Here is a 24,924-nt window from a genome sequence, read left to right on the forward strand (position 1 = left end):
ACTTCAAGGACGTTCGGCTTTCAGCGCGACGATCATCCGCCTCAGGCTGTCGCGGGTCGCTTGCAGCGCGGCCGGGTCTACGGCGTCAGCAAGTCGGTTGTTGACGACGATGGCGCGTTCGGTGATTGCCTGGAGAACGCGGCGACCATTCTCGGTTAGCACCAGCAGTGGTGATGTGCGGTGGTCGGGGTTGTGTCTGAGCTCGGCCAAGCCGCAAACGACCAGATCGTTGGCCACTCGCTGCACCCCCTGACGGGTAACTCCAAGGCGGCGAGCGGCTTGGGGCACGGTCAGCGCTCGATCGGAGACCACGCTCAGCAGCTGCCATCGCGCCTGCGTGTGCCCCTCTCTGGCAGCGACCACCTCACCTGAGCGCCGTAGCAGGCCAGCGAGCTCGAATACGTCTGCTACCAGCCGAGCGATCTCATCGGACATCCCGCCTCCAACTTTGGCAATATATTGTCATCATGGTTCGATGCTGTCAAAATCGAAACGGTCCTGTCGTCGTCGTGAATCCCTTCGCATCGGAGAAAAGATGAGTCTTCAAGCCGCACAGCGTGATGCCATCATGAACCGACCAGCGGTCAACGGCTTCCCCCATCTGGCCGAGACGCTGCGCCGCGCCGGTGTCCGAACCAATACCTGGTGGCTACCGGCGATGCAAAGCCTGTACGAGACTGATTACGGTCCAGTCCTTGACCAAGGCGTGCCCCTGATCGACGGCGTGGCCGAGGTCCCGGCATTCGACCGCACGGCCCTCGTCACCGCGCTGCGCGCCGATCAGGCGGGTCAGACGTCTTTCCGAGAGTTCGCCGCGGCAGCCTGGCGAGCCGGTGTGCTCCGCTACGTCGTGGACCTCGAGAACCGCACCTGCACCTACTTCGGCCTGCATGATCAGACGTATATGGAGCACTACGCGGCAGTGGAGCCTTCCGGTGGTGCCCCTACGAGTTGAGCGGCGCCCGTCGCAGCGACATTCCAGCAGACCGCGACGTCAGTCTTGGGCGGCCTGACTATCGCGATGATCCGTCGCCCGCTCATCAACCCGGTTCGTGGTCAAGACTTTTCACCCGGGGCGACGTTTCCTGGGGCTAGTAAGGCGGTTACCGATCTTCGTGAAGCGGCGGTGTCCGAGACCCACGACACCAAGGACGTGTTAGCCGCTTTGGCCGCGCGCAAGTCCCCGGTACGACCTTTCTGATGCGATCGACGATGTAGGTGGGATCTCGTGCTCTTCGCACCAGTCGTTGGGATCCTGGTCGATTCCGGACGCTTTGTCGGTGGTGACGCGGTCGATGATCCAGCCCAGCGCCGAACCCGAGCCGAGCAGGCAACGCCCGGCCCCAAGTGGTGCGCACCGCCGCCTGTCGGCGGCAACTGAATACTGACCAGAGCGCGGCAACTGAAAATTGACCAGCTTCCTGGAGAGCCTTGGCTATGGGCCAAGGAGGAAGCGAGTGTTGAGCGTGGAGGATTGGGCCGAGATCCGGCGGTTGCGCCGGTCGGAGCGGTTGCCGATTTCGGAGATCGCGCGGGTGTTGAAGATTTCGCGGAACACGGTGAAGTCGGCGTTGGCCTCCGATGGGCCGCCGAAGTACCAGCGTGCGGCGAAGGGCTCGGTTGCAGATGAGGCCGAGCCGCGGATCCGGGAGTTGTTGGCAGCCTATCCGCGGATGCCTGCGACGGTGATCGCCGAGCGGATCGGTTGGTCGTATTCGATCCGGACGCTCAGCGGGCGAGTACGCGAGTTGCGGCCGCTGTATCTGCCGCCGGATCCGGCGTCGCGTACGACGTATGTGGCCGGTGAGATCGGGCAGTGCGACTTCTGGTTCCCCGATGTCGTTGTGCCGGTGGGGTACGGCCAGGTCCGCACCGCCACGGCGTTACCTGTGCTGACCATGGTGTGTGGGTATTCGCGGTGGGCCTCGGCGCTGTTGATCCCGACACGCACCGCCGAAGACTTGTATGCCGGGTGGTGGCAGCATCTTTCGACGTTGGGCGCCGTTCCAAGGGTGTTGGTGTGGGACGGCGAGGGCGCGGTCGGGCGGTGGCGGGCGCGCCAACCTGAACTGACTGCGGCATGCCATGCCTTCCGCGGCACCCTGGCCGCCAAAGTGTGGATCTGTAAACCCGGTGATCCCGAAGCCAAGGGGCTGGTCGAACGTTTTCACGACTACCTGGAGCGGGCGTTCTTGCCGGGTCGGGTCTTTGCCTCTCCGGCGGATTTCAATACCCAGTTGCAGGCCTGGCTGGTGCGGGCCAATCACCGCCAGCACCGAGTGCTGGGATGTCGACCGGCAGATCGCATCGAGGCCGATACCGCAGCGATGCTGACATTGCCGCCGGTCGGGCCCAGCATCGGGTGGCGAGCTGGCGTATCTGACCCGGGCGCTGAAAGCCCCCACCCTGCGCGGGGCCATCGAGCGGCTCGCTGACCGCGCCCGCACCGAGACTTGGAGCTATGAGGAGTTCCTCGCAGCGTGTCTGCAACGCGAGGTGTCGGCCCGCGAATCCCACGGCGGCGAAGGACGCATCAGGGCCGCCCGCTTCCCATCGCGCAAGTCGTTGGAGGAGTTCGACTTCGACCACGCCCGCGGTCTCAAACGCGACACCATAGCGCATCTGGGCACCCTGGACTTCGTCACCGCCAAAGACAATGTGGTGTTCCTCGGTCCACCAGGAACCGGGAAAACCCACCTAGCAATCGGGATCGCGATCCGCGCCTGCCAGGCCGGCCACCGCGTCCTATTCGCCACCGCCTCGCAATGGGTTGATCGTCTGGCCGCCGCCCACCACAGCGGCACCCTGCAATCTGAACTGATTCGGCTGGCCCGATACCCGCTGCTGGTCGTCGACGAAGTGGGCTACATCCCCTTCGAACCCGAAGCCGCCAACCTGTTCTTCCAATTGGTGTCGTCCCGCTACGAACGGGCCAGCCTCATCGTCACGTCAAATAAGCCCTTCGGGCGCTGGGGCGAAGTGTTCGGCGACGACGTCGTAGCCGCGGCCATGATCGACCGACTCGTGCACCACGCCGAAGTCATCGCACTCAAAGGAGACAGCTACCGCATCAAAGACCGAGACCTCGGCCGCGTCCCCACCGTCACGGCCGACGACCAATGAAACCAAGCTGGTCAATTTTCGATTGCCGACACCTGATCAGTTTTCGGTTGCCGTTGACACCCCGCCGTGGATCTTGATGGGAGCACGCGAAGCTCACTGGTGCACCATCCTTGTGTCGGTGATCTTGGATGGATTGCCGATGCACCCGAGGCGCCGCTGGGTTATCGCCCTGCTCGCTCGACAGCCGTGATGTCCACGATGAGTTCTGCGGAGTCCGGCGGTAGCCCCGGACGCGCCGACCGTCGACAGGACTGAGCGCCGACGAGCGCCGAACAGTGAGCGATGCGGCAGCCGCGTTCGGGCCCCGCACGAGGGTGCCTCCCCACTGAGTACAGCAGCGAGGAGGCTGTTATGGAGTCTACTGCCCAAACCACTACCCTGCCCGACGAGCCGCCGAACGGCGTCACGGGTGGAATCGATTGGGCGCGAGATGATCACGCGGTGTCGATCGTCGATGCGCGTGGGCGCGAGGTTCGCCGCGCCACGATCGAGCACAACGCCGCCGGACTGCGCGAGCTGCTCGAGCTGCTGATGCCGGGCCGGTGCCCGCGAGGTCGCCATCGAACGCCCGGACGGCCCGGTCGTGGATACCCTGCTCGAGGCCGGGATCACGGTGGTGGTGATCAGCCCCAACCAGCTGAAGAATCTGCGCAGTCGTTACGGCTCGGCTGGCAACAAGGACGACCGGTTCGACGCGTTCGTGCTCGCCGACACGTTGCGCACCGACCGGTCCCGGCCGCGCCCCCTGCTGCCCGACACCCCGGCCACGGCCACCCTGCGCCGGACCTGCCGCCCCCGCAAAGACCTCGTCGCCCACCGGGTTGCGTTGGCCAATCAGCTGCGCGCGCACCTGCGCGTCGTCTTTCCGGGTGTGGTCGGGTTGTTCGCTGACCTTGACTCGCCGATCAGCCTGGCGTTTTTGACCCGTTTCGACTGCTAGGACCGCGCGGACTGGCTGTCGGTCAAGCGCCTGGCCGGCTGGCTGGCCGCCGCTGGCTACTGCGGCCGTGTCGACCCGGCCGTGCTCCACGACCGGCTCACCGGTGACCCGCGCGGCGCCACCGGTGACGAGGGTGCCGCCAACGCCCACATCACCCGGGCCATGGTCGCCGCGCTCACCAGCGTCGCGACCCAGATCAAGACGCTCGACGCGCAGATCGCCGAACAGCTCTCCTTGCACGCCGACGCGCATATCTTCACCTCCCTGCCCCGCTCCGGCACCGTCCGCGCCGCCCGGCTGCTCGCCGAGATCGGGGACTGCCGAGCCCGTTTCCCCACGCCCGAATCGTTGGCCTGCCTGGCTGGCGTCGCCCCCTCCACCCGTCAGTCCGGCAAAGTCAAACACGTCGGATTCCGTTGGGCCGCAGACAAACAAATCCGCGACGCCGTCTGCGACTTCGCCGGTGACAGCCGCCGAGCCAACCTCTGGGCCGCCGACCGCTACAACCGCGCCATCGCCCGAGGACACGACCACCCCCACGCCGTGCGCATCCTGGCCCGCGCCTGGCTCTACGTCATCTGGCACTGCTGGCAAGACGGCGCCGCCTACCACCCTGCCAACCATCGCGCCCTCCAGGCACTGCTCAACCAAGATCAAGACCGGGCGGCTTGACACAGGGCTACTCATCGGCTTAGCGGGTGGGCGCCACCAGCGGGTAGCACGAACGAAATCCTTGATGCCCCAAACCGTTTAAGCGTTACTGCAGGGTACAGGTACCGAGCGGGACCCGCTGCCGGGCCTAGTTGCTTATCGGAGGTGGTTGCGGCTGGAAGGGTTCATACCACCACCAGTCGGCGCGCTCGCCGGTGGGCCCAGGCCACGGCGCTACCGCCGGCGGCGGCTTCGTCGACGCCCGCGCCAACGATCCCGCGCTCAAAGGTCGGCCCGCGCTGTCGGTGACGGTGAGGTTGTCTGCCGGTCCGGTAATGGTGATCAGGCCCCGATGGTGTGCCCGGTGGTGATACGGGCACACCAGCACCAGGTTGGCCAGCTCGGTGGCCCCACCGTCCTGCCAATGTTGGATGTGATGGGCGTGCAAACCCCGGGTGGCCCCACAACCGGGAACCACACACGTGCGGTCGCGATGCTCAAGCGCCCGGCGCAACCGACGATTGATCTGACGAGTCGTTCGACCGCAGCCAATGACCTGCCCGTCACGTTCGAACCAGGCCTCATAGGTGGCATCACAGAGCAGGTATCGGCGTTCGGACTCGCTGAGCAGCGGACCCAGGTGCAGCGCGGCGGCGCGCTCCTGCACGTCTAGATGCATCACCACGGTGGTGTGCTGCCCATGTGGCCGACGGGTCACCTCGGCGTCCCAGCCGGCCTCAACCAGACGCAGAAACGCCTCTGCGGTAGTCGGCAACGGGGGCCGCTGATCGGACGGGCGATCGCTGTTGTCGTAATCACGCTTGTACTCGGCGATCAACGCATCCAGATGAGACTGCAACGCCGCATCAAACTTCGCCGCCTCCACGTGCGGAAGCTTGATCCGCCAACAACTGAACTGCTCATCGCTGCTCTTAGAGATCGACGGCCGCGGATCCGGCGGAAAATCCGGTTCGGGTTCGGGTCGCGGTTCCAACTTGAGCGCGGTCCGCAACTGGTTGACCGTGGCAACCCCGGCCAACTCCGCATAATGCGCATCCGAACCCTCACCCGCGCGCGCCGCGATCACCCCAACCTGATCCAGCGACAACCGGCCCTCCCGCATACCCCGGGCGCAGCGCGGAAACTCCGGCAACCGCCGCGCCACGGTGGCGATCGTGTGCGCATTTGCCGGTGAGCAGCCCATCTTCCAGGCCACCAACGCCGGCACCGACCGCGCCCCCGTCACACCCCACAGCTGGTCGCGATCCAGCTCGGCCACGATCTCCACAATGCGCCCATCAATCGCATTGCGCTGACCGGCCAACTCCGCCAACTCCTCAAACAACACCTCCACACGCTCGGCAGGACTGACTACCGCTGCGCCAGACGTCGCGGTCGAAGACATGAGTTCATCATCGCAGCAGGGTCTGACAACTCCGGCCAACCCGAATCCACGCCCGGGGCCGTGCCGTCATCACCCCGCAAAGAGATGCTCGGCTCCGGCTCCGCCCCGGCCGGGGCCAAGGGCACTCGAGACAACGAAATCAGCGAACCCACCATGGAAACGCTCAACGGCGTGGGCCGCGAAGCCAGCGAAATGCTGGGAGCAGCTGGTGGACATCGCACAGATAGGCCCCAGACCCAGCCAGCACGGCTCCAACCGTCGACGCGCCTAGGGCGTGTCTCCCAATTTCGGAGTTCCCACTCGGGCGTGGATGACGGCGCAGGCCAGCAGGACGCCGCCGAGGTAGGTCAGGGCGTATTTGTCGTAGCGGGTTGCGATGCCGCGCCACTGCTTGAGTCGATGGAAGCCGCGTTCGACGGTGTTGCGTAGCCCGTAGAGCGCGGCGTCGAATGCTGGTGGCCGCCCGCCGGCAGACCCCTTGGCCTTGCGCCGGTCGATCTGATCTTGGCGTTCGGGGATGGTGTGCTTGATCTTCTTAGACCGTAATGCGGCACGGGTACTTGGGTGTGAGTAGGCCTTGTCGGCGAGTAAGCGGAAATCCGTGCTGCCCAGGGCGTATTCGGTGCTGGCATGGCGATAGTCGTCGAGCAGGGGCAGCAGTTGCGGGTTGTCGCCGGCCTGGCCTGCGGTCAACCGGATCCGCACCGGGGCTTCGCGCTGATCGGTCAGGGCATGGATCTTGGTGGTCAGCCCGCCGCGCGAGCGGCCGATCGCATGATCGTCGGGTTCATCGGCGGATTTCTTGTAATTCGACAGTGCCCCCTGTGGCGAGCGTGTCCGAGCGGGCGCCCGCCGAATGCTGGTGTGCCCGCACGTTCGTGGAATCCACCGACAGCAACTTCTCGATATCCTCGGCCACCTCAGCGTCCACCCCGAACACCGCGGCAACGTGGGCGAACATCTCGTCGTAGGTACCATCCAGCGACCAACGGTGATGGCGCTTCCACACCGTTTGCCACGGCCCGAACTCAGCGGGCAGGTCCCGCCACGGACTTCCCGTACGGAACCGCCACGCGATCCCTTCCAGGATAAGCCGGTGATCGCTAAACCGTCTGCCGCGCTTGCCCTCATGCGACGGCATCAACGGCTCGACCACGGCCCAGAACTCGTCCGAAATCACACCCACTCGCGTCACCGGCCAATCCTCGCTGGCCAGTACCTAAAAATTTGGGAGACACGCCCTAGCTGCAAAATCGCATGCTTGTCAGCGGATACCGGTATATTTTCCGGTATGTTTTCAGAGCCTTATCCGACCGACGGCGAAGTCATGACGGAACTCGGCGACAAGTTACTTGCTGCTCTTGTTAGCGCCATCAGGGATACGCGCGTCGACATCGCCGATATGCGGGAGTGGCGGCCCGGATGGTTTCCGACCATGCATAGCCGGTGTCTGTCCAGCCTCATCCACGACAGAATCTGGGCACACCTGGTCACCCTCATCGCGAGCGATCCAGGCACCAACATCAAGGAGAAGGGTGCCACCCGCGAGATTGTGGTTGGCGCACACCTGCGGTTGCGAATCAAACGGCACCACGCAGGTGACGAGATCAGCACCTACCCGACCCAAACGGCCATCGAATTCTGGCAACAGGGCAGCCAGCCCGCCTTCCCGGGGCTGGAGGAGGTTCGCATTGCGGTGGGCTATCGGTGGGACCCTGATACCCGCGACATCGGAGCCCCCCTGCTGTCGCTTCGCGACGGGAAGGATCACGTCATCTGGGTAGTCGAGCTCGACGAGCCTGCGGCGGGCGTGAAGATCACCTGGACCCCGATCGAGCCGACACTACCGTCCATCGACTTCGGTGACTTGGGTGAAGACTCTGGAGCATCGGGGGAACGATGAACGGTCTGGGAGACGTGCTCGCGGTCGCCCGGAAGGCTCGTGGACTCACCCAGACCGAATTGGCCGAGCTGGTGGGACTCACCCAGCCGGCGATCAACCGGTACGAATCAGGCGACCGTGACCCCGACCAACACATCGTGGCCAAGCTGGCCGAAATCCTCGGTGTGACTGAGGATCTGCTCATACACGGGAACAGGTTTCGTGGTGCGCTCGCAGTCGATGCGCATATGCGCCGCCACAAGACCACAAAGGCGTCGGCCTGGCGTCAGATGGAGGCCCGGCTGAACCTGCTGGGCGTGCACGCGTCATTCCTCTTCGAGGAAGTGGCTATCAATAGCGAGCAACACGTGCCCGCGTTCGACCCGGAGTTCACCGCCGCCGAGGACGCCGCCCGGTTGGTCCGTGCCCAGTGGCGCATGCCGATGGGCCCGGTCGTCAACCTGACCCGGTGGATGGAGGCCGCGGGCTGCCTGGTGTTCGAAGAGGACTTCGCCACCCAGCGCATCGACGGGTTGTCGCAATGGGTCGACGACTACCCCGTCATGCTGATCAACGCCAACGCAGCACCCGACCGAAAACGCTTGACCCTTGCCCACGAGCTCGGCCACCTCGTGCTGCATGCCACCAACCCCACGGAGAACATGGAGACCGAAGCCACCGCCTTCGCCGCCGAATTCCTCATGCCCGAGAGCGAGATTCGGCCCGAGCTGCGCCGGCTCGATCTCGGCAAGCTGCTGGAACTGAAGCGGGAATGGGGCGTCTCGATGCGAGCCCTCCTGGAGCGGGCATATCGCATGGGCCTCGTATCGGCCGAGGCTCGCACCAAGTTCTACAAGGCGATGAACGCGCGCGGCTGGAAAACCAAAGAGCCAGGCATCGAGTCCATCGTGCGAGAAAAGCCGAGCCTACCCGCCCACATCGGCATGACACTCCGAAGCCGCGGATTCACCGACCAGCAAGCCGCCGCCATCGCCGGATACGCCAATCCTGCGGACAATCCATTCCGCCCCGAAGGTGGCCGCCTCCATGCGATTTGACTTCCGATTGACGCTGGGTTGTCATGCCGACGGCGCCAGGTGCGGTCACATAGGGCGGCCGGAACAGGCATCGATTCTTGGCGACGCCGTTGCTGTACCGATAGCGACTGCCCCGTATCGATCCCAGGGAACGTGACGATGGTCGTAGGGGTGACTTGACAGTTTCAACGGGGTGCGACCACCGTTGCGCTCAGAAGGCATACGTTGGTGGAACACGTCGGAAAGCTGGGAGGTGAATCTGATGGCTGGCGACCAAGAGCTGAAACTGCGGTTCGACGTTCCTCTTTACACGCTTGCCGAGGCATCGCGGTACCTGGTGGTTCCCCGCGCCACCCTGGCTAACTGGGCTGACGGCTACGAGCGTCGGCCGGCCAATGCACCGGCGGTCCAGGGGCAACCGATCATCACGGCTCTTCCCCACCCGACCGGCAGTCACGCTCGGCTCCCATTCGTCGGAATCGCCGAGGCGTATGTGTTGAACGCCTTCCGCCGAGCGGGCGTCCCTATGCAGCGGATCCGGCCATCCCTCGACTGGCTGATCAAGAATGTCGGACCACACGCGCTTGCGTCCCAGGATTTGTGCACGGACGGTGCCGAGGTGCTCTGGCGGTTCGCTGAACGGTCCGGGGAGGGCAGTCCTGATGATCTGGTGGTCAGGGGGCTGATTGTCCCGCGATCCGGGCAGTACGTCTTCAAGGAGATCGTCGAGCACTACCTGCAACAAATCAGCTTTGCCGACGACAACCTGGCTTCGATGATTAGGTTGCCGCAGTACGGCGATGCCAACGTCGTCCTCGATCCACGCCGCGGCTATGGGCAACCGGTGTTCGACGGAAGCGGCGTCCGGGTAGCTGACGTACTCGGCCCATTGCGCGCCGGCGCGACGTTCCAGGCTGTCGCCGACGACTACGGTGTGACCCCGGACCAGCTTCGAGACGCGCTCGACGCCATTGCAGCCTGATCCGCATCTCCTCGCCGACCTCGATCACATCTTTGTCGACCGGAGTTTGGGCGCTGTGCAAGTCCCGCAACTCCTTCGGGATGCCGGATTCCGGCTGACAACGATGCGGGAGCACTACGGCGAGACGCAGGCTCAGAGTGTCAGCGACCACGAGTGGATCGCAATGACCGCCGAGTGCGGCTGGATTGGATTTCACAAGGATGCCAATATCCGGCGCAACGCCGTCGAGCGACGGACGGTGCTCGACACGGGAGCCCGGCTATTCTGTGTGCCGCGGGCCGACATCCTGGCAGAGCAAGTCGCGGCACGGTATATCGCGTCCCTTGCGGCGATGGCCCGTGCCGCACGATTTCCGGGACCATTCATCTACACGGTTCACCCGAGCAAGATCGTTCGCGTGCTCCAGTCGTTCATCGCTCCGTTAACCGCCGGCGAGGCCGTCGACGATCTTCATGGTCTCGACGCTGACGGTGGTCACCTTCTTGATGAGGTCGACGATGTAGGTGGGATCGTCGTGTTCGTCGCACCAGTCGTTAGGGTCGTTGACGATTCCCGACGCTTTGTCGGTGGTGACGCGGTAGCGCTCGATGATCCAGCCCAACGCCGAGCGTGAGCCGAGCAGGTATCGCTCGGCCTCGTCGGGGATACCGGCGATGGTGACGCGGGAGTAGAACGATCGCCAAGTGGTCGGTCTTGGCTGCCCACTTCATCACCGGCGTCACCGGCAGGTCTCGCGGCCATATCGCCCAACGGCGGGCGGTCGGTGGTTCGTATCCGGCCAAGAACGGCGAGAACGGATTGTGTCATCTATGCCAGGGTGAATGTCTCATCTCCCAGGCGGACGGTGATATCCAGTTCTCCGCCAAGAGCGGACACGTATTTGCGCAGTGTGTTGACCTGTGCGGTGCCGATGTCGCCGTTCTCGATGCTGGATACCCGGCTCTGCCGGATGTGCGCCAGCTCGGCCACCTGGACCTGGGTGAGTGACTGAGCCGCGCGCAGCTCCCGGAGCCGGAATGCCCGCACTTCATCGCGCATTCGCGCCTTGTGTCGGTCCACCGCCTCCCGGTTGACGGGACGTACGGCGTCCATATCCCGCAGTGTCATCGCCATCGTGCCACTTACCCTTTCTTGGGCTTGCGCTTCTTTCGCTTCGTGTCCTCGAACTGTGCGAGATGTTCGGCAAACATCTCATCGGCCGCTTTGATCTTCTCGTGGTACCACTGGGACCACCGCCCGGCCTTGTTGCCGGCGGCCAGCATGATCGCCTGCCGCGCCGGGTCGAAGGCGAACAGAATGCGGACCTCGGACCGCCCTTGTGATCCTGGACGCAGCTCCTTCATGTTCTTGTGGCGCGACCCACGCACCGTGTCCACCAGAGGACGGCCAAGTGCGGGGCCCTCTTCCTCGAGAACCTCGATAGCTGCGAACACCAATTCGTAGGTCTCTCGGTCCAAGCCGTTGAGCCAGGCGGAGATGCGCTCCACATCCGCCGTCCACCCCACAGAGTCGCAGAGTAGCGCGATACGCGATATCACACAAGGGTGATATTCCTCCGGGTAAGAGCAGCGGGCGACGGGGCTACTCCACACCCAAACCAGCCTCAACGGGAACGACGCCACCACGTGCAAGATCAGTGATGCGCAACACCACCTACCTTCGCGCCGCTGGGTCTGGACCGGCAGCGACCGCCACACTTTGACTTCGGCGTCGGCGCCTTTGACTACCAACAGCGCACCGCCCGTGAACGTCCGCTACCACGAAAGGTGCCGCGGGAAGTGTTACTCCTGAGGCGGTAGTGGCTTATACACCAGGTCTTAGCGATTTCTTGGGATTAAACACCGGCGTGTCGGCCCCGAAACTGTCGGCAGGCGGTGCCACACTTTTCACGCAGCTCGGCCGGTCAAATGATCGAGCCCGGCAACGCATCCGGACGAGGATCGCCGCATGATCTTGTCGGTCCTCGATGAAATAGTCGAACGTTGGCGTGACGCACACCACGCTGGGAAATGCAGATCGGGGTTCAGGTGGACATACGACGCGTGGACATTGCTCATTTTCGGGGGATCGAGCAAATGTCCTGGCGCATTCCGAAAGGAACGCACTTCTTAGCGCTCATCGGCCCAGGAGATAGCGCGAAGTCAACCATCCTGTCAGCGATCGATATGGCGTTGAGTGGCCGGTGGAACCTCGCTATAACCGATTCCGACTTCTACCTGGGAGACGTCGAGAAGCCGATCAGCATCCGGGTAGCACTCAGCGATCTGCCGACCTCGATTCGCCACCACGACATGCTCGGCATGTCGCTCGCGGGGATCGATGATGCCGGTGAACTTTACGAGGATCCGGACGACGATCACGACTGCTGCGCGGTTATTGCCCTAGCCCCAATTTTTCGTCGTGGGTGATGTCGGTCGAACTCGGCGATGGGATGCGTCGTGATTCGGGTTTGTGTGGTTCGGGGCGTGCTGGGGTTGTCCCGTGTCGCCGGGTTGGCGGGCTTTCCCAGGGCCAGTGGGTCTTTCGTGCTTGGTCGGTCAGATGGGCTGTCGGTCAACCGAAGGCGGTGCGGACGCGTTGCCATGCGGTAGCGATGGCTGCGGCCCATCGCCAGGTGGCGTCGATGCGTAGTCGGGTTCGACGGGCGCCGTGGGTGATGCGGGCTGCGACGTGCAGGACTCGGTAGCGGAAGGTGTTGATTTCGGCGCGGGTCAGGCCGGGGTGGCCGGTGAATCCGATGAGCCGGCACCAGGTGACCAGATCGGCTGCGGCCAGAACGATCTTCAGCCAGGCGGCGTTGGCGTCGAATGCGTGACACGGCAGGTTGCGCAGGCCGGTGGCTTTGAGTTCGCGGATGCGGTCCTCGATACGGGCGTGCTGGCGGTGGCGTAGTTCCAGACCTGCCACCTGGCCGGCGACCACACCGGGCGGTGTGTCGGTGATGAACGCGGTGACCCGCATCCCGTCGGCGTCGGTGAACCGCAACTGCGCACCAGGATGGGGCCTCTCCTTGCGCAGGATCAGCCGGGTCCCGGCCGGCCACGCCGACAGGTTGACCAGGTTGGTGGCCTCGGCGACCCAAGCGCCGTCGCGGATACCACCGTCGGTGTCGATCGCCGGATACCAGCACTGACCGATGTTGAGGGTGTCCACGGCGTCCTGCACCCGCCAATCCACGGGGTAGCCGAAGGAGAACCCCACCCCCGCGGCGCGGCAGGCGTCGGCGAAGTCGTGGGTGGCCCCGGCGGTGTCGCAGCGCACCAGCACCGCCGGCTTATCGGGGTCGTCGCGATGATCGGGGTCGGGCCGCCATCGCGCCGGCAGGCCGGCGAGTGCCTGCGCCAGGACACTGGCGTGGTCAGCTGCGGTGTTGGAGCCGGCGCCACCTGGGCGCAGCAGCCCGGCCAGCGCTTCACCGCCGGCGATCTCCGGGCGATCCAAAAACGCCAGCAGCGGGTGATGCCCGAAGGACTTCTTCCAGGTCGCCCCCGCCTTCTCCTTGTTATCGGAATGATCGATAACCAGGGTGGCGTCGATATCGATGTGTAGCCATTGTCCCGCTACGGGGGCGGCTCCAGCGGCCCAGGCCGCCGCGCGGGCCGCAGCCCGGGCGGCACGCACCCGCGGTAGGTGCCCAGCATCGATCCGCTCATCGATCAGCCGCCACATCGTGGTCGTGGAGGCTTTGGCACCCAGGACATGCTCACGGTCGCCGCACAGTTGTCCGACCGCGTCGATGCAGTCCGCCCCATCGGCGACCGCGACAGCCAGATCAGCGAACACCTCACCGGGCGCATACACCCACGGGCCACGGTAGGTATCTGCCAACGCGGCGGTGACCTGCGCCGACAACCCGCTCCGGTCAGCGAGCTCACGCACCATGGCCATCCCGGCATGCGACACGACACCATAACCGTCGGCGGAGACTTTCACCCGCGACCCGACCGCGATATTCTTCACCTGCGAAGTGCCTTCCCGTCAGGATCATTGAACCGTAGAGAAGTCCAATTCTTCCTTGCAGGACAGGCACTTTCGCATATCGACACCCCGAAACTCACAACGCCTCACGAAAAATCCGGGCTAACTCGGGAAATATGCGGTTGTCACTATCTGAGCGCAGCTATCTCATTTGCGGAGAACTAGCCCTGATCAATTCCTGCCTCGGTTACGTGTTTCATGATCAGCCGGCCAGTTCGAGGTTGAGGTGACCTTCGCATAGTGAAGCCTCCCGGGTTTCGTGCGCACCTTCTTTCGAGGGAAGGATGGCACGCTGAGCTGCGAGTTCGTCGCCGAGCATCGATCCCGGTTCGGGGTCGCTGCGATCTGTCGCGTGCTGTGTGGGCAGGGCTGCAGATCGCCCGGAGAACCTTCTACGCCTGGGCAGCGTCGGCCGCCGTCTAGGCGTGCCCTGCGGGAGATGACGGTCACCGAGCCCCTGGCCGGTTACGACGGGCCCGATACCGATGGCCGCCGTAAGCCCGAGTCACTCTACGGTGCGGCCACGATCTGGGATCGACGAGCCATGTTCAGCCGGATAGGCGTGGATGAGGGCGGTGCTCAGCTTGGGAACGGTGTGGGTGAGTGCGTGTTCGGCGTCGTGGGCGATGCGGTGAGCTTGCGCGAGGTCCAGGGCGGGGTCGACGTCGAGTTCGGCATCGGCGTGCAAGCGGTGTCCGATCCAGCGCATCCGCACGCTGCGTACCGCCTGCACGCCGGGCCGGGCCGCCAGGGCTTGTTCGGCGGCATCGACCATCGCTGGGTCGACGCCGTCGAGCAGGCGGCGGAACACATCTCGCGCGGCAGTTCGTAGCACGGCCAGAATCGCCGCCGTGATGAGCAGGCCGACGATGGGGTCGGCCAGTGGGAACCCAAGTGCGACACCGCCGGCCGAGCACAGCACGGCCAGCGAGGTGAATCCGTCGGTTCGAGCGTGTAGTCCGTCGGCGATCAGGGCGGCCGAGCCGATGCGGTGCCCAACCCTGATGCGGTAGAGGGCAACCCACTCGTTGCCGATGAATCCGACCAGCCCGGCCAGGGCGACCCAGCCGACATGCTCGATCTGCTGCGGGTGGATCAGGCGGGCGATGGCTTCGTAACCGGCGATGATGGCCGACATCGTGATCATCGCGACCACGAACGACCCAGCCAGGTCCTCGACGCGACCGAATCCGTAGGTATATCGGCGAGTGGCGGGCTTGGCGCCCAACGCGAACGCGATCCACAACGGCACCGCGGTCAACGCATCAGCGAAGTTGTGGATGGTGTCGGCGGCCAGCGCAACCGACCCCGAGATCACCACGATCACAATCTGGATGAGCGCGGTCAACCCGAGAACCAACAAGCTGATCTTGACCGTACGGATCCCTGCCGCAGTGGATTCCAGGGTGTCGTCGACGCTGTCGGCGGCGTCGTGGGAGTGCGGCGCGAAGATCTCCTTGATCATCGCCGGCACACCTCGTGAATGAGCGTGGTCGTGGGTCATCGGGCGCAGGCCCTTTGCGACAGCAGGCCAGATCGGCCGCGTTCGACCACCAAGTAAGCTCTTTTATCTGCATTCATACGCAGATAATAGCGGATGCTCTCGCCGGTTCCAGTACTAGCTGGGACGGACGACGATCACCGGGATTCTCACCGAATGGGCTACCGCGGAACTCACCGAACCCAACAGCATGCCGGAAAACCCCCCGCGCCCGTGGCTGCCGACCACCACCAGCTGAGCTCGCTCAGAATGCTCGAGCAGCCACCGAGCGGGCTTGTCGCACACCAGCGATCGGTGCACGCGGACATCCGGATACTGCTCTTGCCAGCCGGCGAGGCGTTCAGCGAGGACCTCTGCCTCTCTCTTCTCGCGCTCTCGCCAATCCATCCCCAGGACCGGAAACATCCCCAGGTCGGTCCAGGCGTGCAACGCCACCAGGTCCACCCTTCGGCGGGAGGCTTCGTCGAAGGCTAGGGCCGTTGCCGCCTCAGAGGCTGGCGATCCGTCGATGCCCACCAACACCGGTGCATCGAAGTCGGGAGTCGCGCCATTACCGGAATGAATGATGGCCACTGGACACCGCGCATGGTGGAGCAACGCGGTGCTGATCGAGCCGAGCAGCAGTCGACCCAATGCGCCCATCCCCTGGCTGCCGACGACCATCAGCCAAGCCTGTTGGGATGCATCGATGAGCGTCGGCACAACATTGGAAAAGACCAACTCGGTATGCACCTGCGGCGGTTTGGACTCACCCAAGCTGTTGGTGAGCGCCTCGCGGGCCTGCTCAATGACCTGCTGTGCGTTGTCCTTTTGCCACTCAGTCATATTCGCGTACAGCTGGCCCACCGGCCAGCCGACAACCACAGGGGCAACAATGTGCAGCAGGGTGATGGGCAGCTGGCGCATGACGCCCTCACGGGCGGCCCAGGCTACCGCCGCGTTGGATTGCGCTGATCCGTCGACGCCAACGAGTATTCCGTATTTCGCTGTCGCAGCAGACATTTCACGCTCCTTGCGGTCGGAACACAGTCCATCAATCCATCAGCGCAGCGGTGCAGACCACCGCAGCAAGGTGCCTCCGGTCGGCATGTTCTCGACTGTGAATTCGCCGCCCGCGTCGTCGGCACGCTGGCGGAGATTGCGCAGGCCGCTTTCGGTGATGTCGCCGGAGATGCCGACACCGTCGTCGACGACCTCGACCCGCACATCATCCTCGACGCTGACGTTGATGGCCAGGCTGGTCGCGTTCGCGTGCCGGACAGCGTTGCTAACCGCCTCCCGCAGAACCGCTTCGGCGTGGTTGGCCAGGACGGTGTCGACAACGGACAGCGGGCCCGTGTACTGGACCGTGGTGTGCAGCGCGGGGATCGCGAGTTGGTCGATGACCTTGTCCAGTCGGTGGCGCAGACCCGTCGCCCGGGAGGGCCCGGCGTGTAGGTCGAAGATCGCAGATCGAATCTCCTGAATGATTTCCTGGAGATCGTCGATGCTGCTGTAGATGGATTCCCGGACGGCGGGGACACGTGCTCGCGGAGCGGCACCCTGCAGGGTGAGCCCGACTGCGAAGAGCCGCTGGATGACGTGGTCATGCAGATCACGTGCGATCCGGTCGCGATCGGTCAGGATCTCCACTTCTCGCATCTGTCGCTGCGCGGTCGCCAGCCGCCAGGCGAGCGCAGCCTGGTCAGCGAAGGCGGCCATCATATCGAGCTGTTTGTCGCTGAACGGCTGTTCATCGGCACGGCGAAGTGCGACCAGCACACCGGCAACGGTGTCGGCGGCACGCAGCGGCAGCACCAGGGCGGGCCCGGGCTCCACCGGGCCGTCGACCGTGAGGTCAAGCCGGTCGAACCGGCGGGGCGTACGGTCGTGAAAGACTCCCCCGATCGAGGTCCCGCTGACGGCAACCGTCATTTGCTTGACCGCCGGGGAGATCTCTCCGGCCACCTCTACGATGACCAGGTCGTCGACCTCGCAAGCCGGCGCTTCGTCGTCGAGCGGCACCGCCACCAAGGTGGCTGCCGCAGCCATCAACGTCAACGCTTCCTCGGCGATGAGCCGAAACACCATGGCCGGGTCCGCACCGGCCAGCATCTGCGTTCCGATGTCGCGGGTTGCCTCGATCCACGCTTCCCGGGTCCGTGATTCCTCGAAGAGACGGGCATTGTCAACGGCAATCCCGGCCGCGGCGGCCAACGCCTGCACCAGCACCTCGTCGTCATCGCTGAACGGCTGGCCATCTGCCTTCTCGGTCAAGTAGAGATTGCCGAACACCTCGTCGCGGATGCGCACCGGAACCCCGAGGAAGGTCCGCATCGGCGGATGGTGCAGCGGAAATCCAACCGATGCGGGATGCCGCGCGATATCGTCCAGCCGGATCGGCTTTGGCTCCTCGATCAGCGCGCCGAGAACACCTCGCCCCTCCGGCAATGAGCCGATGAGGTGCCGGGTCTCTTCGTCGATCCCCTCGTAGACGAATTCGACCAATCTATGGTCGTAACCGCGCACCCCGAGCGCCCCGTAGCGGGCATCCACCAACTCGGCGGCGGTATGCACAATGGCGCGCAGGGTGGCGTCGAGCTTGAGTCCCGATGTGATCGCCAAGATGGCGTCGATCAGACCATCCAGCCGGTCGCGGCCTTCGACGATCTGTTCAATCCGGTCTTGGACTTCCAGCAGCAGCTCTCGCAACCGAAGCTGCGACAGTGTCTCGCGCAATGGCGGGCTGCCAGGGTTAACGTTCGCCCTGTCAGGGTGTGTCACATAGCTATGTTGACACCGGAGCTGCGCTCAGCCAACTGGTCTGGCTACCCAGCGGCACAGTCACAGATACTGCTGACCGACGACCAGCAGGGTGCAGCCGGCCTCCTGCAACACGGCGTTGCCCGGCGCTCCCACAAGTTGCTCCACATGCTCCTGGTCGCTCGCGCTGACCACCACCATGTGTACCGATCGACCCAGCCCAGCCAGATAATCCAGCAGCTCGCCGTGCACTGCCGCCGATTGCACCCGCACATCGGGATACCGTGGTTGCCAACGGGCAAGCCAGCGGTCCAGGCTGGCACGGACGTCGTCCCCGGTATCGCCCACTCCGGATTGCCGGCAGGTGACCACCCGAACCGGCGAGTCGCGCAGCCGTGCTTCGGCCATCACCGCCCCCAGCAAAACACCGATATCGGACGACCCGTCCGCCTCGACGACGATCCATGCGGCGTCGCGTCCGATGGGGACCCGGTGGGATCGCACGATCGCCACTGGGCACTGCGCCGATAACGCCAGGGCCGCTGCGGTAGATCCCGCCCGCTCCGGTCGGAAGTGGTGCACGCCGATAGCGCCAACGCACACCAGGGCAGCAGCCGCCGAAGCGCGGATCAACGAGGTGACCGGCCGCTCCTGGGTGATCTCCACCTCGACCTTGACCGGCCGGTCCGCCGCCTCGACCGCCGTGAACGCGTAGCGCACCGCGTTCTCGGCAGCGGCGAGTTTGCGAGCCGCCGCGCCGTGTGCGGCGTACCCGGGATCGTCGGGTTCGATCGCGTACAGCAGACGCAGCGGGATGTCACGGCTGGCTGCCTCGTCGACCGCCCACAGTGCGGCTTGCACGGCCGGCTTCGAGCCATCAATACCGACGACTATCGATGGGGGTTTGTGTGATTGGTTCATGGCGCGGCTTCCGGGTTAACGATCGGGTGCCAAACGTATTGACCCTGCCCGACTTCGGTGGGTTCGGCCGCCAGCTCGAAGAACCTCTCCACATCGTCGCGATTGCAGGCCGCGGTGCCTGGCGTCAGCAGCATGGCTGCACCTGCCGCGTTTCCCAAGCGAACGGACTTGATGAGCGACCAGCCACGGCTGAGGCCCACGGTAATCGCGGCCACCATCGCGTCGCCGGCGCCGACACCGCTAACCGCGGTCATCGGAATCGACGAAAATCGATGGCTCGCATGTCGTGTGGCCAACAGCGCACCCTGAGATCCAAGCGAGACCACCACGACCTCGGCGCGCCCACGGTCAATGAGTTCGTGTGCGGCGGCCAATTGTTCGGGCTCGGTCAGCAGTTCGGATCCGACGCACTCGCGCAGTTCCCGCACGCTCGCCTTGAGAAGAAACACCCCGGACGAAATGTGCTGCAACCCGCCACCAGATGTATCCAGGATCAGCGGAGTGCTCGATCGGCGGCAGATGTCGGCAACCCGCTGATAGTAGTCGGCAGCCACACCTGGCGGCAGGCTGCCACTGGCCACCACAAAGGCGGCCGAAGCCGCCGCACCGCGCAGTTCGTCGAGGCATTTCTCCTGCTCCGCGACGGTCAGCGACGGCCCCGGAAGCACGAAACGATACTGCTTGGCGGTCCTGGACTCGTTGACCGTGAAGCTCTCCCGCGTCGAGGCCGCGATCGGAATGACCCGAAACGGCACTCCCGCATCACCGAGCAGCGCCATCAGCAGGCTCCCGGTCGACCCGCCGGCCGGGAACAGTGCTGTCGAGCAACCGCCGAGGACATGCACAATGCGGGCGACATTGATACCGCCGCCGCCGGGATCGTAGCGAGGTGCGCCACAACGCATTTTCTCGGTCGGGCGCACCACGTCGACGCTCGTCGTGATGTCCAAGGCGGGGTTCATGGTCAAAGTGATGATTCGCGGCTTGCCTTCGCCCCACGCCGCCGGCTCCGTCATCGTCGTGGACTCTGCGCTACAGACCGGTCGGGTAGGTTTCCGGGTTCTCGCCGGCGATCCACCGGCTCGTCACCTCGAGAGGTTCTAGGGCACGGGTCTGATCGATGTGGATCATGGCGTCGAACTGGTCGGCGGGCCGCACGTGCAAGTAGTGACTTTGCCGTTCCGTTGCCGGTAGATAAACGACGCCGATGGCACGTCCCAACCGGACAACGTCCAGCGGGGCTTCGGCGTCGCGGCTTAGCCGCGCTGACACCAGGAAACTGTCTGCAGTCTGGTGGAAGAGCTCCTCGACACTGCCGTGCAGTGCCGGCCGAACCGCTTTGCGTTGGGCGACACCACCCCATTCGCTGGCCGCGGTGACGGTGCCCGTGTACGTGCTGAATCCGATGCTGCGCGACTCGTCACCGTATCGCTCACGGACTATCTGGCCGAGGGTGAGCTGCCCGTCGGCCCACACCTCGGTAGCGCGTGCGTCACCGACGTGGGAGTTATGAGCCCACACCACTATTCGGGCCGGCGGCGCAACGAGGTGTCGGTCCAAATGCGTCAGCAAACTGCCAAGGGTCTGCGCCATGTGCTGGTCGCGCAGGTTCCACGAGGTAACGCGTCCACTGAACATGGCCCGGTAATACACCTCTGCGTCGCGCACCGTCTGCGCGTTTTGCTGGGCGTAGAACAGTTCGTCCTCGGCAAGCAGCCCGTCTTGGCGCGCATACGCCAGGGCATTGCGTTGAACGTCGACCAGTTGCTCGACGGCTTCACGTTCGCACGACGGACCGGCGCCGAATGCGGCCGCGAATCCGTACGCCTGACCGTCATCGGCGCAGGCATGGTCGAAGCACGCATACCGGGCCCGCGCCCGTGCCGCCGCGCGCGGGTCGACCTTGTCGAGATAGCTGATCACCTCTTGGATCGACCGATGCAGGCTGTAAATATCCAGACCGTAGAAGCCGGCTTGCCGCAGCGCGCCCGACTCGTAGCGCTGGTTGCGTGTGCGCAGCCATTCCACAAAATCTCGGACCACGGTGTTGCGCCACATCCAGGCGGGAAACCGCTCGAATCCGCTAAGCGCCTCGTCGGCGTTGGTGTCCTCGCCGAGGCCGCGAACGTACCGATTGACCCGGTAGGCGTCGGGCCAGTCCGCCTCGGCGGCTACCGCACCAAAGCCCTTCTCCTCGATCAGCCACTGTGTCATGGCGGCCCGGGCCTGGTAGAACTCGTGTGTGCCGTGCGAGCTTTCGCCGATCAACACGATTCGTGCATCGCCGACCAGCTCCGCCAACACCTCGTGCGTCGGGACACCCCCGGGGGCGTCGATCACGACTCTGCGCAGGACATCGGCCGCCGTTGACGCCGCGGGCCGGCGCAGCGACGGCCCAGCGGTCGGGGTGGCCAGGAGCCGGCGGACCTCCTCGTCGGTGACCTGCCGGAAGTCCCAAAACGACTCACCGACGGCCAGGAACGGGGTCGGCATGGTCGCGCACACAACGTCGTCGACGAGGCCGGCGAACTCCCGGCACGTGGACTCCGGCGCCGCCGGCACGGCAATCACGATCTGCGCTGGTTGCGCATCGCGCAATGCCTGTACCGCCGCGAACATGCTTGCGCCGGTGGCCAAACCGTCATCGACGACAATGACCGTCTTGCCGGTGATATCGGTGGGCGGGCGCTCGCCGCGGTAGGCGGACTCGCGCCGAAGCAGTTCCCGACCCTCACGTTCGGCGATGTCGCGCAGTTGCTGCGGTGTGATCCGCAGGCCCCGCACGACGTCGTCATTGACCACGACGCGGCCGCCGCTGGCCAGTGCACCAACGGCGAACTCGTCATGACCCGGGGCACCGAGTTTGCGCACGACGAAGGCGTCTAGCGGGGCATGCAGTGCCGCGGCAACCTCCCATGCGACCGGGAGGCCACCCCGGGCCAAGCCGAGCACCATTACGTCCGGCTGGTCCCGATAGGCGGCGAGTAATTCCGCCAGCACCCGGCCGGCCTCGCGGCGGTCACGGAACATGCGCCGCGGCGAGCGCCGGGTGACATCAGCCGCTGCGGTCATCAGCACGGTCCCAGTGGTCAGTTGGTGGACCGGATCTGAATGTGCTTTTCGGTTGGCCTCCCTTCCGAAACCGCCACCGACACAGTAAGAATGCCCTTGTCGTAGGTGGCCTTAATGTCGTCCTCGTCAGCACCTACCGGCAGCGACACCGTGCGAACGAAGGAACCGTACGCGAATTCCGAGCGACCGTCGAAGTCCTTCTGCTCGGTGCGCTCGGCCTTGATGGTCAGCTGACCATCGCGGACCATAATGTCGACGTCCTTGTCGGGGTCGACCCCGGGAAGCTCCGCGCGTACTTCGTAGCGCCCCTCTTTCATCTCGTCTTCCAGCCGCATCAACCGGGTGTCGAAGGTGGGCCGGAGTCCGGCGAATGACGGGAAGGCCGCGAACAGCTCAGAAAACTCGGGGAAGAGGGACCGCGGGTGGCGCTGAACCGGAAGGGTGGTGGCCATTTGATGCCTCCTAATCGATGGAAACGGATGCCTTCGATCCGACCAGCCCATCGTGGCCAGGGCTAGGGACAGAAGTCCCCGAAGCGCGGGCCATTTGTCCGCGCCCGTCGGTGATCCACTTGGGGACCATTGACCCTGTTGTCTGCCAACCGCCGTTCAGAAAGATCGGGGTGATGTCGAACAGCGGAGGTTGATCATGCCGGACACCATGGTGACCACCGATGTCATCAAGAGGGCGGTGCAGTTGGCCTGCCGCGCACCGTCGCTCCACAACAGCCAGCCCTGGCGCTGGATAGCCGAGGACCACACGGTTGCGCTGTTCCTCGACAAGGATCGGGTGCTTTACGCGACCGACCACTCCGGCCGGGAAGCACTGCTGGGCTGCGGCGCCGTACTCGACCACTTTCGGGTGGCGATGGCGGCCGCGGGTACCACCGCCAATGTGGAGCGGTTTCCCAACCCCAACGATCCTTTGCATCTGGCGTCAATTGACTTCAGCCCGGCCGATTTCGTCACCGAGGGCCACCGTCTAAGGGCGGATGCGATCCTACTGCGCCGTACCGACCGGCTGCCTTTCGCCGAGCCGCCGGATTGGGACTTGGTGGAGTCGCAGTTGTGCACGACCGTCACCGCCGACACGGTGCGCCTCGACGTCATCGCCGACGATATGCGTCCCGAACTGGCGGCGGCGTCCAAACTCACCGAATCGCTGCGGCTCTACGATTCGTCGTATCATGCCGAACTCTTTTGGTGGACAGGGGCTTTTGAGACTTCTGAGGGCATACCGCACAGTTCATTGGTATCGGCGGCCGAAAGTGACCGGGTCACCTTCGGACGCGACTTCCCGGTCGTCGCCAACACCGATAGGCGCCCGGAGTTTGGCCACGACCGCTCTAAGGTCCTGGTGCTCTCCACCTACGACAACGAACGCGCCAGCCTACTGCGCTGCGGCGAGATGCTTTCCGCCGTATTGCTTGACGCCACCATGGCTGGGCTTGCCACCTGCACGCTGACCCACATCACCGAACTGCATGCCAGCCGAGACCTGGTCGCAGCGCTGATTGGGCAGCCCGCAACTCCGCAAGCGTTGGTTCGCGTCGGTCTGGCCCCTGAGGTGGAAGAGCCGCCACCGGCAACGCCTCGGCGACCAATCGATGAAGTGTTTCACGTTCGGGCTAAGGATCACCGGTAGCGGACGCCGCCGGGACCGCGTCTAGGCACCGTATCCAAATCGGGCGGATGATGTGTCGACGCCGGCGTCGGGCACGGCGGACAACGGGTCCAGCTCTCGCTTCCGCGGCTATTCGTCCCCGGCCGGCTGAGTGACGAAGTCGATCAGTTCTTCCACCCGGCCGATCAACGCCGGCTCTAGGTCGGTCCAGTCGCGTACTTGCGAACGGATGCGCCGCCACGCCGCGGCGATGTCCGCCTGGTCGGCGTGCGGCCAGCCGAGCGCTTCGCACACGCCGTGCTTCCACTCGATGTGCCGCGGCACCCTCGGCCAGGCGGCCAGCCCAACTCGGTGTGGCTTGACCGCCTGCCAAATGTCGACGTAGGGGTGCCCGACGACCAAAGTGTCGGAGCCGCCCGGTGCGCGGCGCACCACCTCGGCGATGCGCGCCTCTTTCGACCCCGCGACCAAATGGTCAACGAGAACGCCGAGCCGACGCCGCGGGCCGGGCCGGAACTTGGCGACGATGTCCACCAGGTCGTCGACGCCACCGAGATGTTCGACGACGACACCTTCGATTCGCAGGTCCGCTCCCCATACCGCCGCGATGAGTTCAGCGTCGTGTCGGCCCTCGACATAGATCCGGCTGGCCCGGGCCACCCGGGCACGCGCGCCCGGCACCGCGACCGAGCCGGAGGCCGTTCGCCTCGGGCCGGCAGCCGCCGCGCACCGCGGCGCGGTAAGGATCACTGGCAGGCCGTCGAGTAGATACCCGGGGCCCAGCGGAAACCCGCGGGTCTTCCCGTAGCGGTCTTCCAGGTCGATGCGGCCATATTCGACTCGGACCACCGCACCGACGTAGCCGGTCTCGGCGTCTTCGACGACCATGCCGAGCTCGACCGGATGCTCAACCGAGCGGGGCCGGCGCCGCCCGCCTGCGGCAAGCACGTCGGTTCCATAGCGATCCAGCACGCGGCAATATTAGGGAGCCTCTCTGCCGGTCATCGCCGCGACGCGCCGCATGGGTTCTCGGAAAATGCTTGTACCAGTCGACTTGCCGGCGGGCC

The 24,924-nt window shown here is 65.0% G+C and carries 19 protein-coding genes and 9 pseudogenes; 11 read left to right on the forward strand and 17 right to left on the reverse strand.

Annotated features, from left to right (window positions below):
• Positions 1 to 3: 3 nt before the first annotated feature.
• Positions 4 to 435 (reverse strand): MarR family winged helix-turn-helix transcriptional regulator, encoded by a 432-nt coding sequence (locus MCAN_RS10610; RefSeq protein ID WP_003410078.1) that lies wholly within the window; start codon positions 433 to 435, stop codon positions 4 to 6.
• Between the two features lie 100 nt (positions 436 to 535).
• Here MCAN_RS10610 and MCAN_RS10615 point away from each other — a divergent pair, with 100 nt between their 5' ends.
• A complete protein-coding gene (locus MCAN_RS10615) occupies positions 536 to 955 on the forward strand; it encodes a DUF1398 domain-containing protein (protein WP_178125312.1) in 420 nt (139 codons plus the stop codon).
• Positions 956 to 1,103: 148 nt separating this feature from the next.
• Here MCAN_RS10615 and MCAN_RS24130 read toward each other — a convergent pair.
• Positions 1,104 to 1,351: pseudogene (locus MCAN_RS24130) on the reverse strand (hypothetical protein); the annotation flags it as partial.
• A gap of 106 nt (positions 1,352 to 1,457) precedes the next feature.
• Between MCAN_RS24130 and istA the strand changes: the two are divergent.
• Together istA and istB are read left to right on the forward strand one after the other, a co-directional pair.
• Positions 1,458 to 2,366 (forward strand): annotated as a pseudogene (gene istA, locus MCAN_RS10620) (IS21 family transposase); the annotation flags it as partial.
• A 4-nt stretch (positions 2,367 to 2,370) separates the two neighbouring features.
• Positions 2,371 to 3,123 (forward strand): IS21-like element helper ATPase IstB, encoded by a 753-nt coding sequence (gene istB / locus MCAN_RS10625; protein ID WP_041180092.1) that lies wholly within the window; start codon positions 2,371 to 2,373, stop codon positions 3,121 to 3,123.
• A gap of 93 nt (positions 3,124 to 3,216) precedes the next feature.
• Here istB and MCAN_RS22155 read toward each other — a convergent pair.
• A pseudogene (locus MCAN_RS22155) lies at positions 3,217 to 3,399 on the reverse strand (hypothetical protein); the annotation flags it as partial.
• Positions 3,400 to 3,474: 75 nt separating this feature from the next.
• Between MCAN_RS22155 and MCAN_RS24275 the strand changes: the two are divergent.
• Positions 3,475 to 4,735, forward strand: a pseudogene (locus MCAN_RS24275) (IS110 family RNA-guided transposase).
• A 127-nt stretch (positions 4,736 to 4,862) separates the two neighbouring features.
• On the opposite strand, the gene MCAN_RS10640 reads toward MCAN_RS24275, so the two are convergent.
• Entirely contained in the window at positions 4,863 to 6,119 is a 1,257-nt protein-coding gene (locus MCAN_RS10640; protein WP_014001067.1) for an HNH endonuclease signature motif containing protein, read from the reverse strand.
• Positions 6,120 to 6,386: 267 nt separating this feature from the next.
• A pseudogene (locus tag MCAN_RS21475) lies at positions 6,387 to 7,314 on the reverse strand (IS5-like element ISMt1 family transposase).
• A gap of 132 nt (positions 7,315 to 7,446) precedes the next feature.
• Between MCAN_RS21475 and MCAN_RS10655 the strand changes: the two are divergent.
• The 4 genes and pseudogenes from MCAN_RS10655 to MCAN_RS10670 form a co-directional block, all read left to right on the forward strand.
• Positions 7,447 to 8,022 (forward strand): hypothetical protein, encoded by a 576-nt coding sequence (locus MCAN_RS10655; protein WP_014001068.1) that lies wholly within the window; start codon positions 7,447 to 7,449, stop codon positions 8,020 to 8,022.
• Positions 8,019 to 9,059 carry an XRE family transcriptional regulator gene (locus MCAN_RS10660; protein WP_014001069.1) on the forward strand — a complete coding sequence of 347 codons (1,041 nt, stop codon included), beginning with the start codon at positions 8,019 to 8,021 and terminating at the stop codon, positions 9,057 to 9,059. The genes MCAN_RS10655 and MCAN_RS10660 overlap by 4 nt, the downstream gene beginning before the upstream one ends.
• 241 nt (positions 9,060 to 9,300) lie before the next feature.
• Positions 9,301 to 10,020, forward strand: coding sequence for an Rv2018 family toxin-antitoxin system antitoxin (locus MCAN_RS10665; protein ID WP_014001070.1), 720 nt, complete (start codon positions 9,301 to 9,303; stop codon positions 10,018 to 10,020).
• Positions 10,010 to 10,423: pseudogene (locus MCAN_RS10670) on the forward strand (PIN-like domain-containing protein); the annotation flags it as partial. The gene MCAN_RS10665 and the pseudogene MCAN_RS10670, both read left to right, overlap by 11 nt.
• A gap of 18 nt (positions 10,424 to 10,441) precedes the next feature.
• On the opposite strand, the pseudogene MCAN_RS10675 reads toward MCAN_RS10670, so the two are convergent.
• The 3 genes and pseudogenes from MCAN_RS10675 to MCAN_RS10685 all read right to left on the reverse strand — a co-directional run.
• Positions 10,442 to 10,730 (reverse strand): annotated as a pseudogene (locus MCAN_RS10675) (type ISP restriction/modification enzyme); the annotation flags it as partial.
• 97 nt (positions 10,731 to 10,827) lie between these two features.
• Positions 10,828 to 11,133, reverse strand: a complete 306-nt coding sequence (locus MCAN_RS10680; RefSeq protein ID WP_014001072.1) for a helix-turn-helix domain-containing protein — start codon at positions 11,131 to 11,133, stop codon at positions 10,828 to 10,830.
• A gap of 8 nt (positions 11,134 to 11,141) precedes the next feature.
• Positions 11,142 to 11,603, reverse strand: a pseudogene (locus MCAN_RS10685) (type II toxin-antitoxin system RelE/ParE family toxin); the annotation flags it as partial.
• A 426-nt stretch (positions 11,604 to 12,029) separates the two neighbouring features.
• On the opposite strand from MCAN_RS10685, the gene MCAN_RS10690 reads away from it, so the two are divergent.
• On the forward strand, positions 12,030 to 12,428 hold the full coding sequence (locus tag MCAN_RS10690) for an OLD family protein (RefSeq protein ID WP_014001074.1): 399 nt from the start codon (positions 12,030 to 12,032) through the stop codon (positions 12,426 to 12,428).
• 145 nt (positions 12,429 to 12,573) lie between these two features.
• On the opposite strand, the gene MCAN_RS10695 is transcribed toward MCAN_RS10690, so the two are convergent.
• Positions 12,574 to 13,980, reverse strand: a complete 1,407-nt coding sequence (locus tag MCAN_RS10695; protein ID WP_014001075.1) for an IS1380 family transposase — start codon at positions 13,978 to 13,980, stop codon at positions 12,574 to 12,576.
• Positions 13,981 to 14,296: 316 nt separating this feature from the next.
• Here MCAN_RS10695 and MCAN_RS23555 point away from each other — a divergent pair.
• A pseudogene (locus MCAN_RS23555) lies at positions 14,297 to 14,530 on the forward strand (IS3-like element ISMysp3 family transposase); the annotation flags it as partial.
• On the opposite strand, the gene MCAN_RS10700 reads toward MCAN_RS23555, so the two are convergent.
• The 7 genes from MCAN_RS10700 to hspX all read right to left on the reverse strand — a co-directional run bounded on the left by MCAN_RS10700 (position 14,504) and on the right by hspX (position 22,686).
• On the reverse strand, positions 14,504 to 15,502 hold the full coding sequence (locus tag MCAN_RS10700) for a cation diffusion facilitator family transporter (protein ID WP_014001076.1): 999 nt from the start codon (positions 15,500 to 15,502) through the stop codon (positions 14,504 to 14,506). The pseudogene MCAN_RS23555 and the gene MCAN_RS10700 sit on opposite strands and share 27 nt — an antisense overlap.
• A 114-nt stretch (positions 15,503 to 15,616) precedes the next feature.
• Positions 15,617 to 16,501 (reverse strand): universal stress protein, encoded by an 885-nt coding sequence (locus MCAN_RS10705; RefSeq protein WP_014001077.1) that lies wholly within the window; start codon positions 16,499 to 16,501, stop codon positions 15,617 to 15,619.
• A gap of 39 nt (positions 16,502 to 16,540) precedes the next feature.
• Positions 16,541 to 18,262, reverse strand: coding sequence for a two-component system sensor histidine kinase DosT (dosT, locus tag MCAN_RS10710; RefSeq protein ID WP_014001078.1), 1,722 nt, complete (start codon positions 18,260 to 18,262; stop codon positions 16,541 to 16,543).
• A gap of 60 nt (positions 18,263 to 18,322) precedes the next feature.
• On the reverse strand, positions 18,323 to 19,162 hold the full coding sequence (locus tag MCAN_RS10715) for a universal stress protein (RefSeq protein WP_014001079.1): 840 nt from the start codon (positions 19,160 to 19,162) through the stop codon (positions 18,323 to 18,325).
• Positions 19,159 to 20,178 (reverse strand): 1-phosphofructokinase family hexose kinase, encoded by a 1,020-nt coding sequence (locus MCAN_RS10720; protein WP_014001080.1) that lies wholly within the window; start codon positions 20,176 to 20,178, stop codon positions 19,159 to 19,161. Before MCAN_RS10720 ends, MCAN_RS10715 begins: the two co-directional genes overlap by 4 nt.
• A 16-nt stretch (positions 20,179 to 20,194) precedes the next feature.
• A complete protein-coding gene (locus MCAN_RS10725) occupies positions 20,195 to 22,240 on the reverse strand; it encodes an erythromycin esterase family protein (RefSeq protein WP_014001081.1) in 2,046 nt (681 codons plus the stop codon).
• 11 nt (positions 22,241 to 22,251) lie between these two features.
• Positions 22,252 to 22,686, reverse strand: a complete 435-nt coding sequence (gene hspX, locus MCAN_RS10730) for an alpha-crystallin HspX (protein ID WP_014001082.1) — start codon at positions 22,684 to 22,686, stop codon at positions 22,252 to 22,254.
• A 196-nt stretch (positions 22,687 to 22,882) separates the two neighbouring features.
• On the opposite strand from hspX, the gene acg reads away from it, so the two are divergent.
• Positions 22,883 to 23,878 carry an FMN-binding protein Acg gene (gene acg, locus MCAN_RS10735; protein WP_014001083.1) on the forward strand — a complete coding sequence of 332 codons (996 nt, stop codon included), beginning with the start codon at positions 22,883 to 22,885 and terminating at the stop codon, positions 23,876 to 23,878.
• 108 nt (positions 23,879 to 23,986) lie between these two features.
• Here the strand turns inward: acg and MCAN_RS10740 are convergent, their stop codons facing one another.
• On the reverse strand, positions 23,987 to 24,829 hold the full coding sequence (locus MCAN_RS10740) for a DUF3097 domain-containing protein (protein ID WP_014001084.1): 843 nt from the start codon (positions 24,827 to 24,829) through the stop codon (positions 23,987 to 23,989).
• Positions 24,830 to 24,924: the final 95 nt, after the last annotated feature.

Source organism: Mycobacterium canetti CIPT 140010059, assembly GCF_000253375.1.
GTDB classification, from domain to species: Bacteria; Actinomycetota; Actinomycetes; order Mycobacteriales; family Mycobacteriaceae; genus Mycobacterium; species Mycobacterium tuberculosis.

Excerpts from the sequence above, each read along its gene's own strand:
- MCAN_RS10640 (WP_014001067.1), bottom strand. The coding sequence starts at position 6,119 with ATGTCTTCGACCGCGACGTCTGGCGCAGCGGTAGTCAGTCCTGCCGAG.
- MCAN_RS10715 (WP_014001079.1), bottom strand. The coding sequence starts at position 19,162 with ATGAACCAATCACACAAACCCCCATCGATAGTCGTCGGTATTGATGGC.
- MCAN_RS10660 (WP_014001069.1), top strand. The coding sequence starts at position 8,019 with ATGAACGGTCTGGGAGACGTGCTCGCGGTCGCCCGGAAGGCTCGTGGA.
- MCAN_RS10655 (WP_014001068.1), top strand. The coding sequence starts at position 7,447 with ATGACGGAACTCGGCGACAAGTTACTTGCTGCTCTTGTTAGCGCCATC.
- acg (WP_014001083.1), top strand. The coding sequence starts at position 22,883 with ATGCCGGACACCATGGTGACCACCGATGTCATCAAGAGGGCGGTGCAG.
- MCAN_RS10690 (WP_014001074.1), top strand. The coding sequence starts at position 12,030 with ATGCAGATCGGGGTTCAGGTGGACATACGACGCGTGGACATTGCTCAT.
- MCAN_RS10680 (WP_014001072.1), bottom strand. The coding sequence starts at position 11,133 with ATGGCGATGACACTGCGGGATATGGACGCCGTACGTCCCGTCAACCGG.
- MCAN_RS10615 (WP_178125312.1), top strand. The coding sequence starts at position 536 with ATGAGTCTTCAAGCCGCACAGCGTGATGCCATCATGAACCGACCAGCG.
- MCAN_RS10700 (WP_014001076.1), bottom strand. The coding sequence starts at position 15,502 with ATGACCCACGACCACGCTCATTCACGAGGTGTGCCGGCGATGATCAAG.
- MCAN_RS10705 (WP_014001077.1), bottom strand. The coding sequence starts at position 16,501 with ATGTCTGCTGCGACAGCGAAATACGGAATACTCGTTGGCGTCGACGGA.
- hspX (WP_014001082.1), bottom strand. The coding sequence starts at position 22,686 with ATGGCCACCACCCTTCCGGTTCAGCGCCACCCGCGGTCCCTCTTCCCC.
- MCAN_RS10610 (WP_003410078.1), bottom strand. The coding sequence starts at position 435 with ATGTCCGATGAGATCGCTCGGCTGGTAGCAGACGTATTCGAGCTCGCT.
- MCAN_RS10720 (WP_014001080.1), bottom strand. The coding sequence starts at position 20,178 with ATGACGGAGCCGGCGGCGTGGGGCGAAGGCAAGCCGCGAATCATCACT.
- MCAN_RS10665 (WP_014001070.1), top strand. The coding sequence starts at position 9,301 with ATGGCTGGCGACCAAGAGCTGAAACTGCGGTTCGACGTTCCTCTTTAC.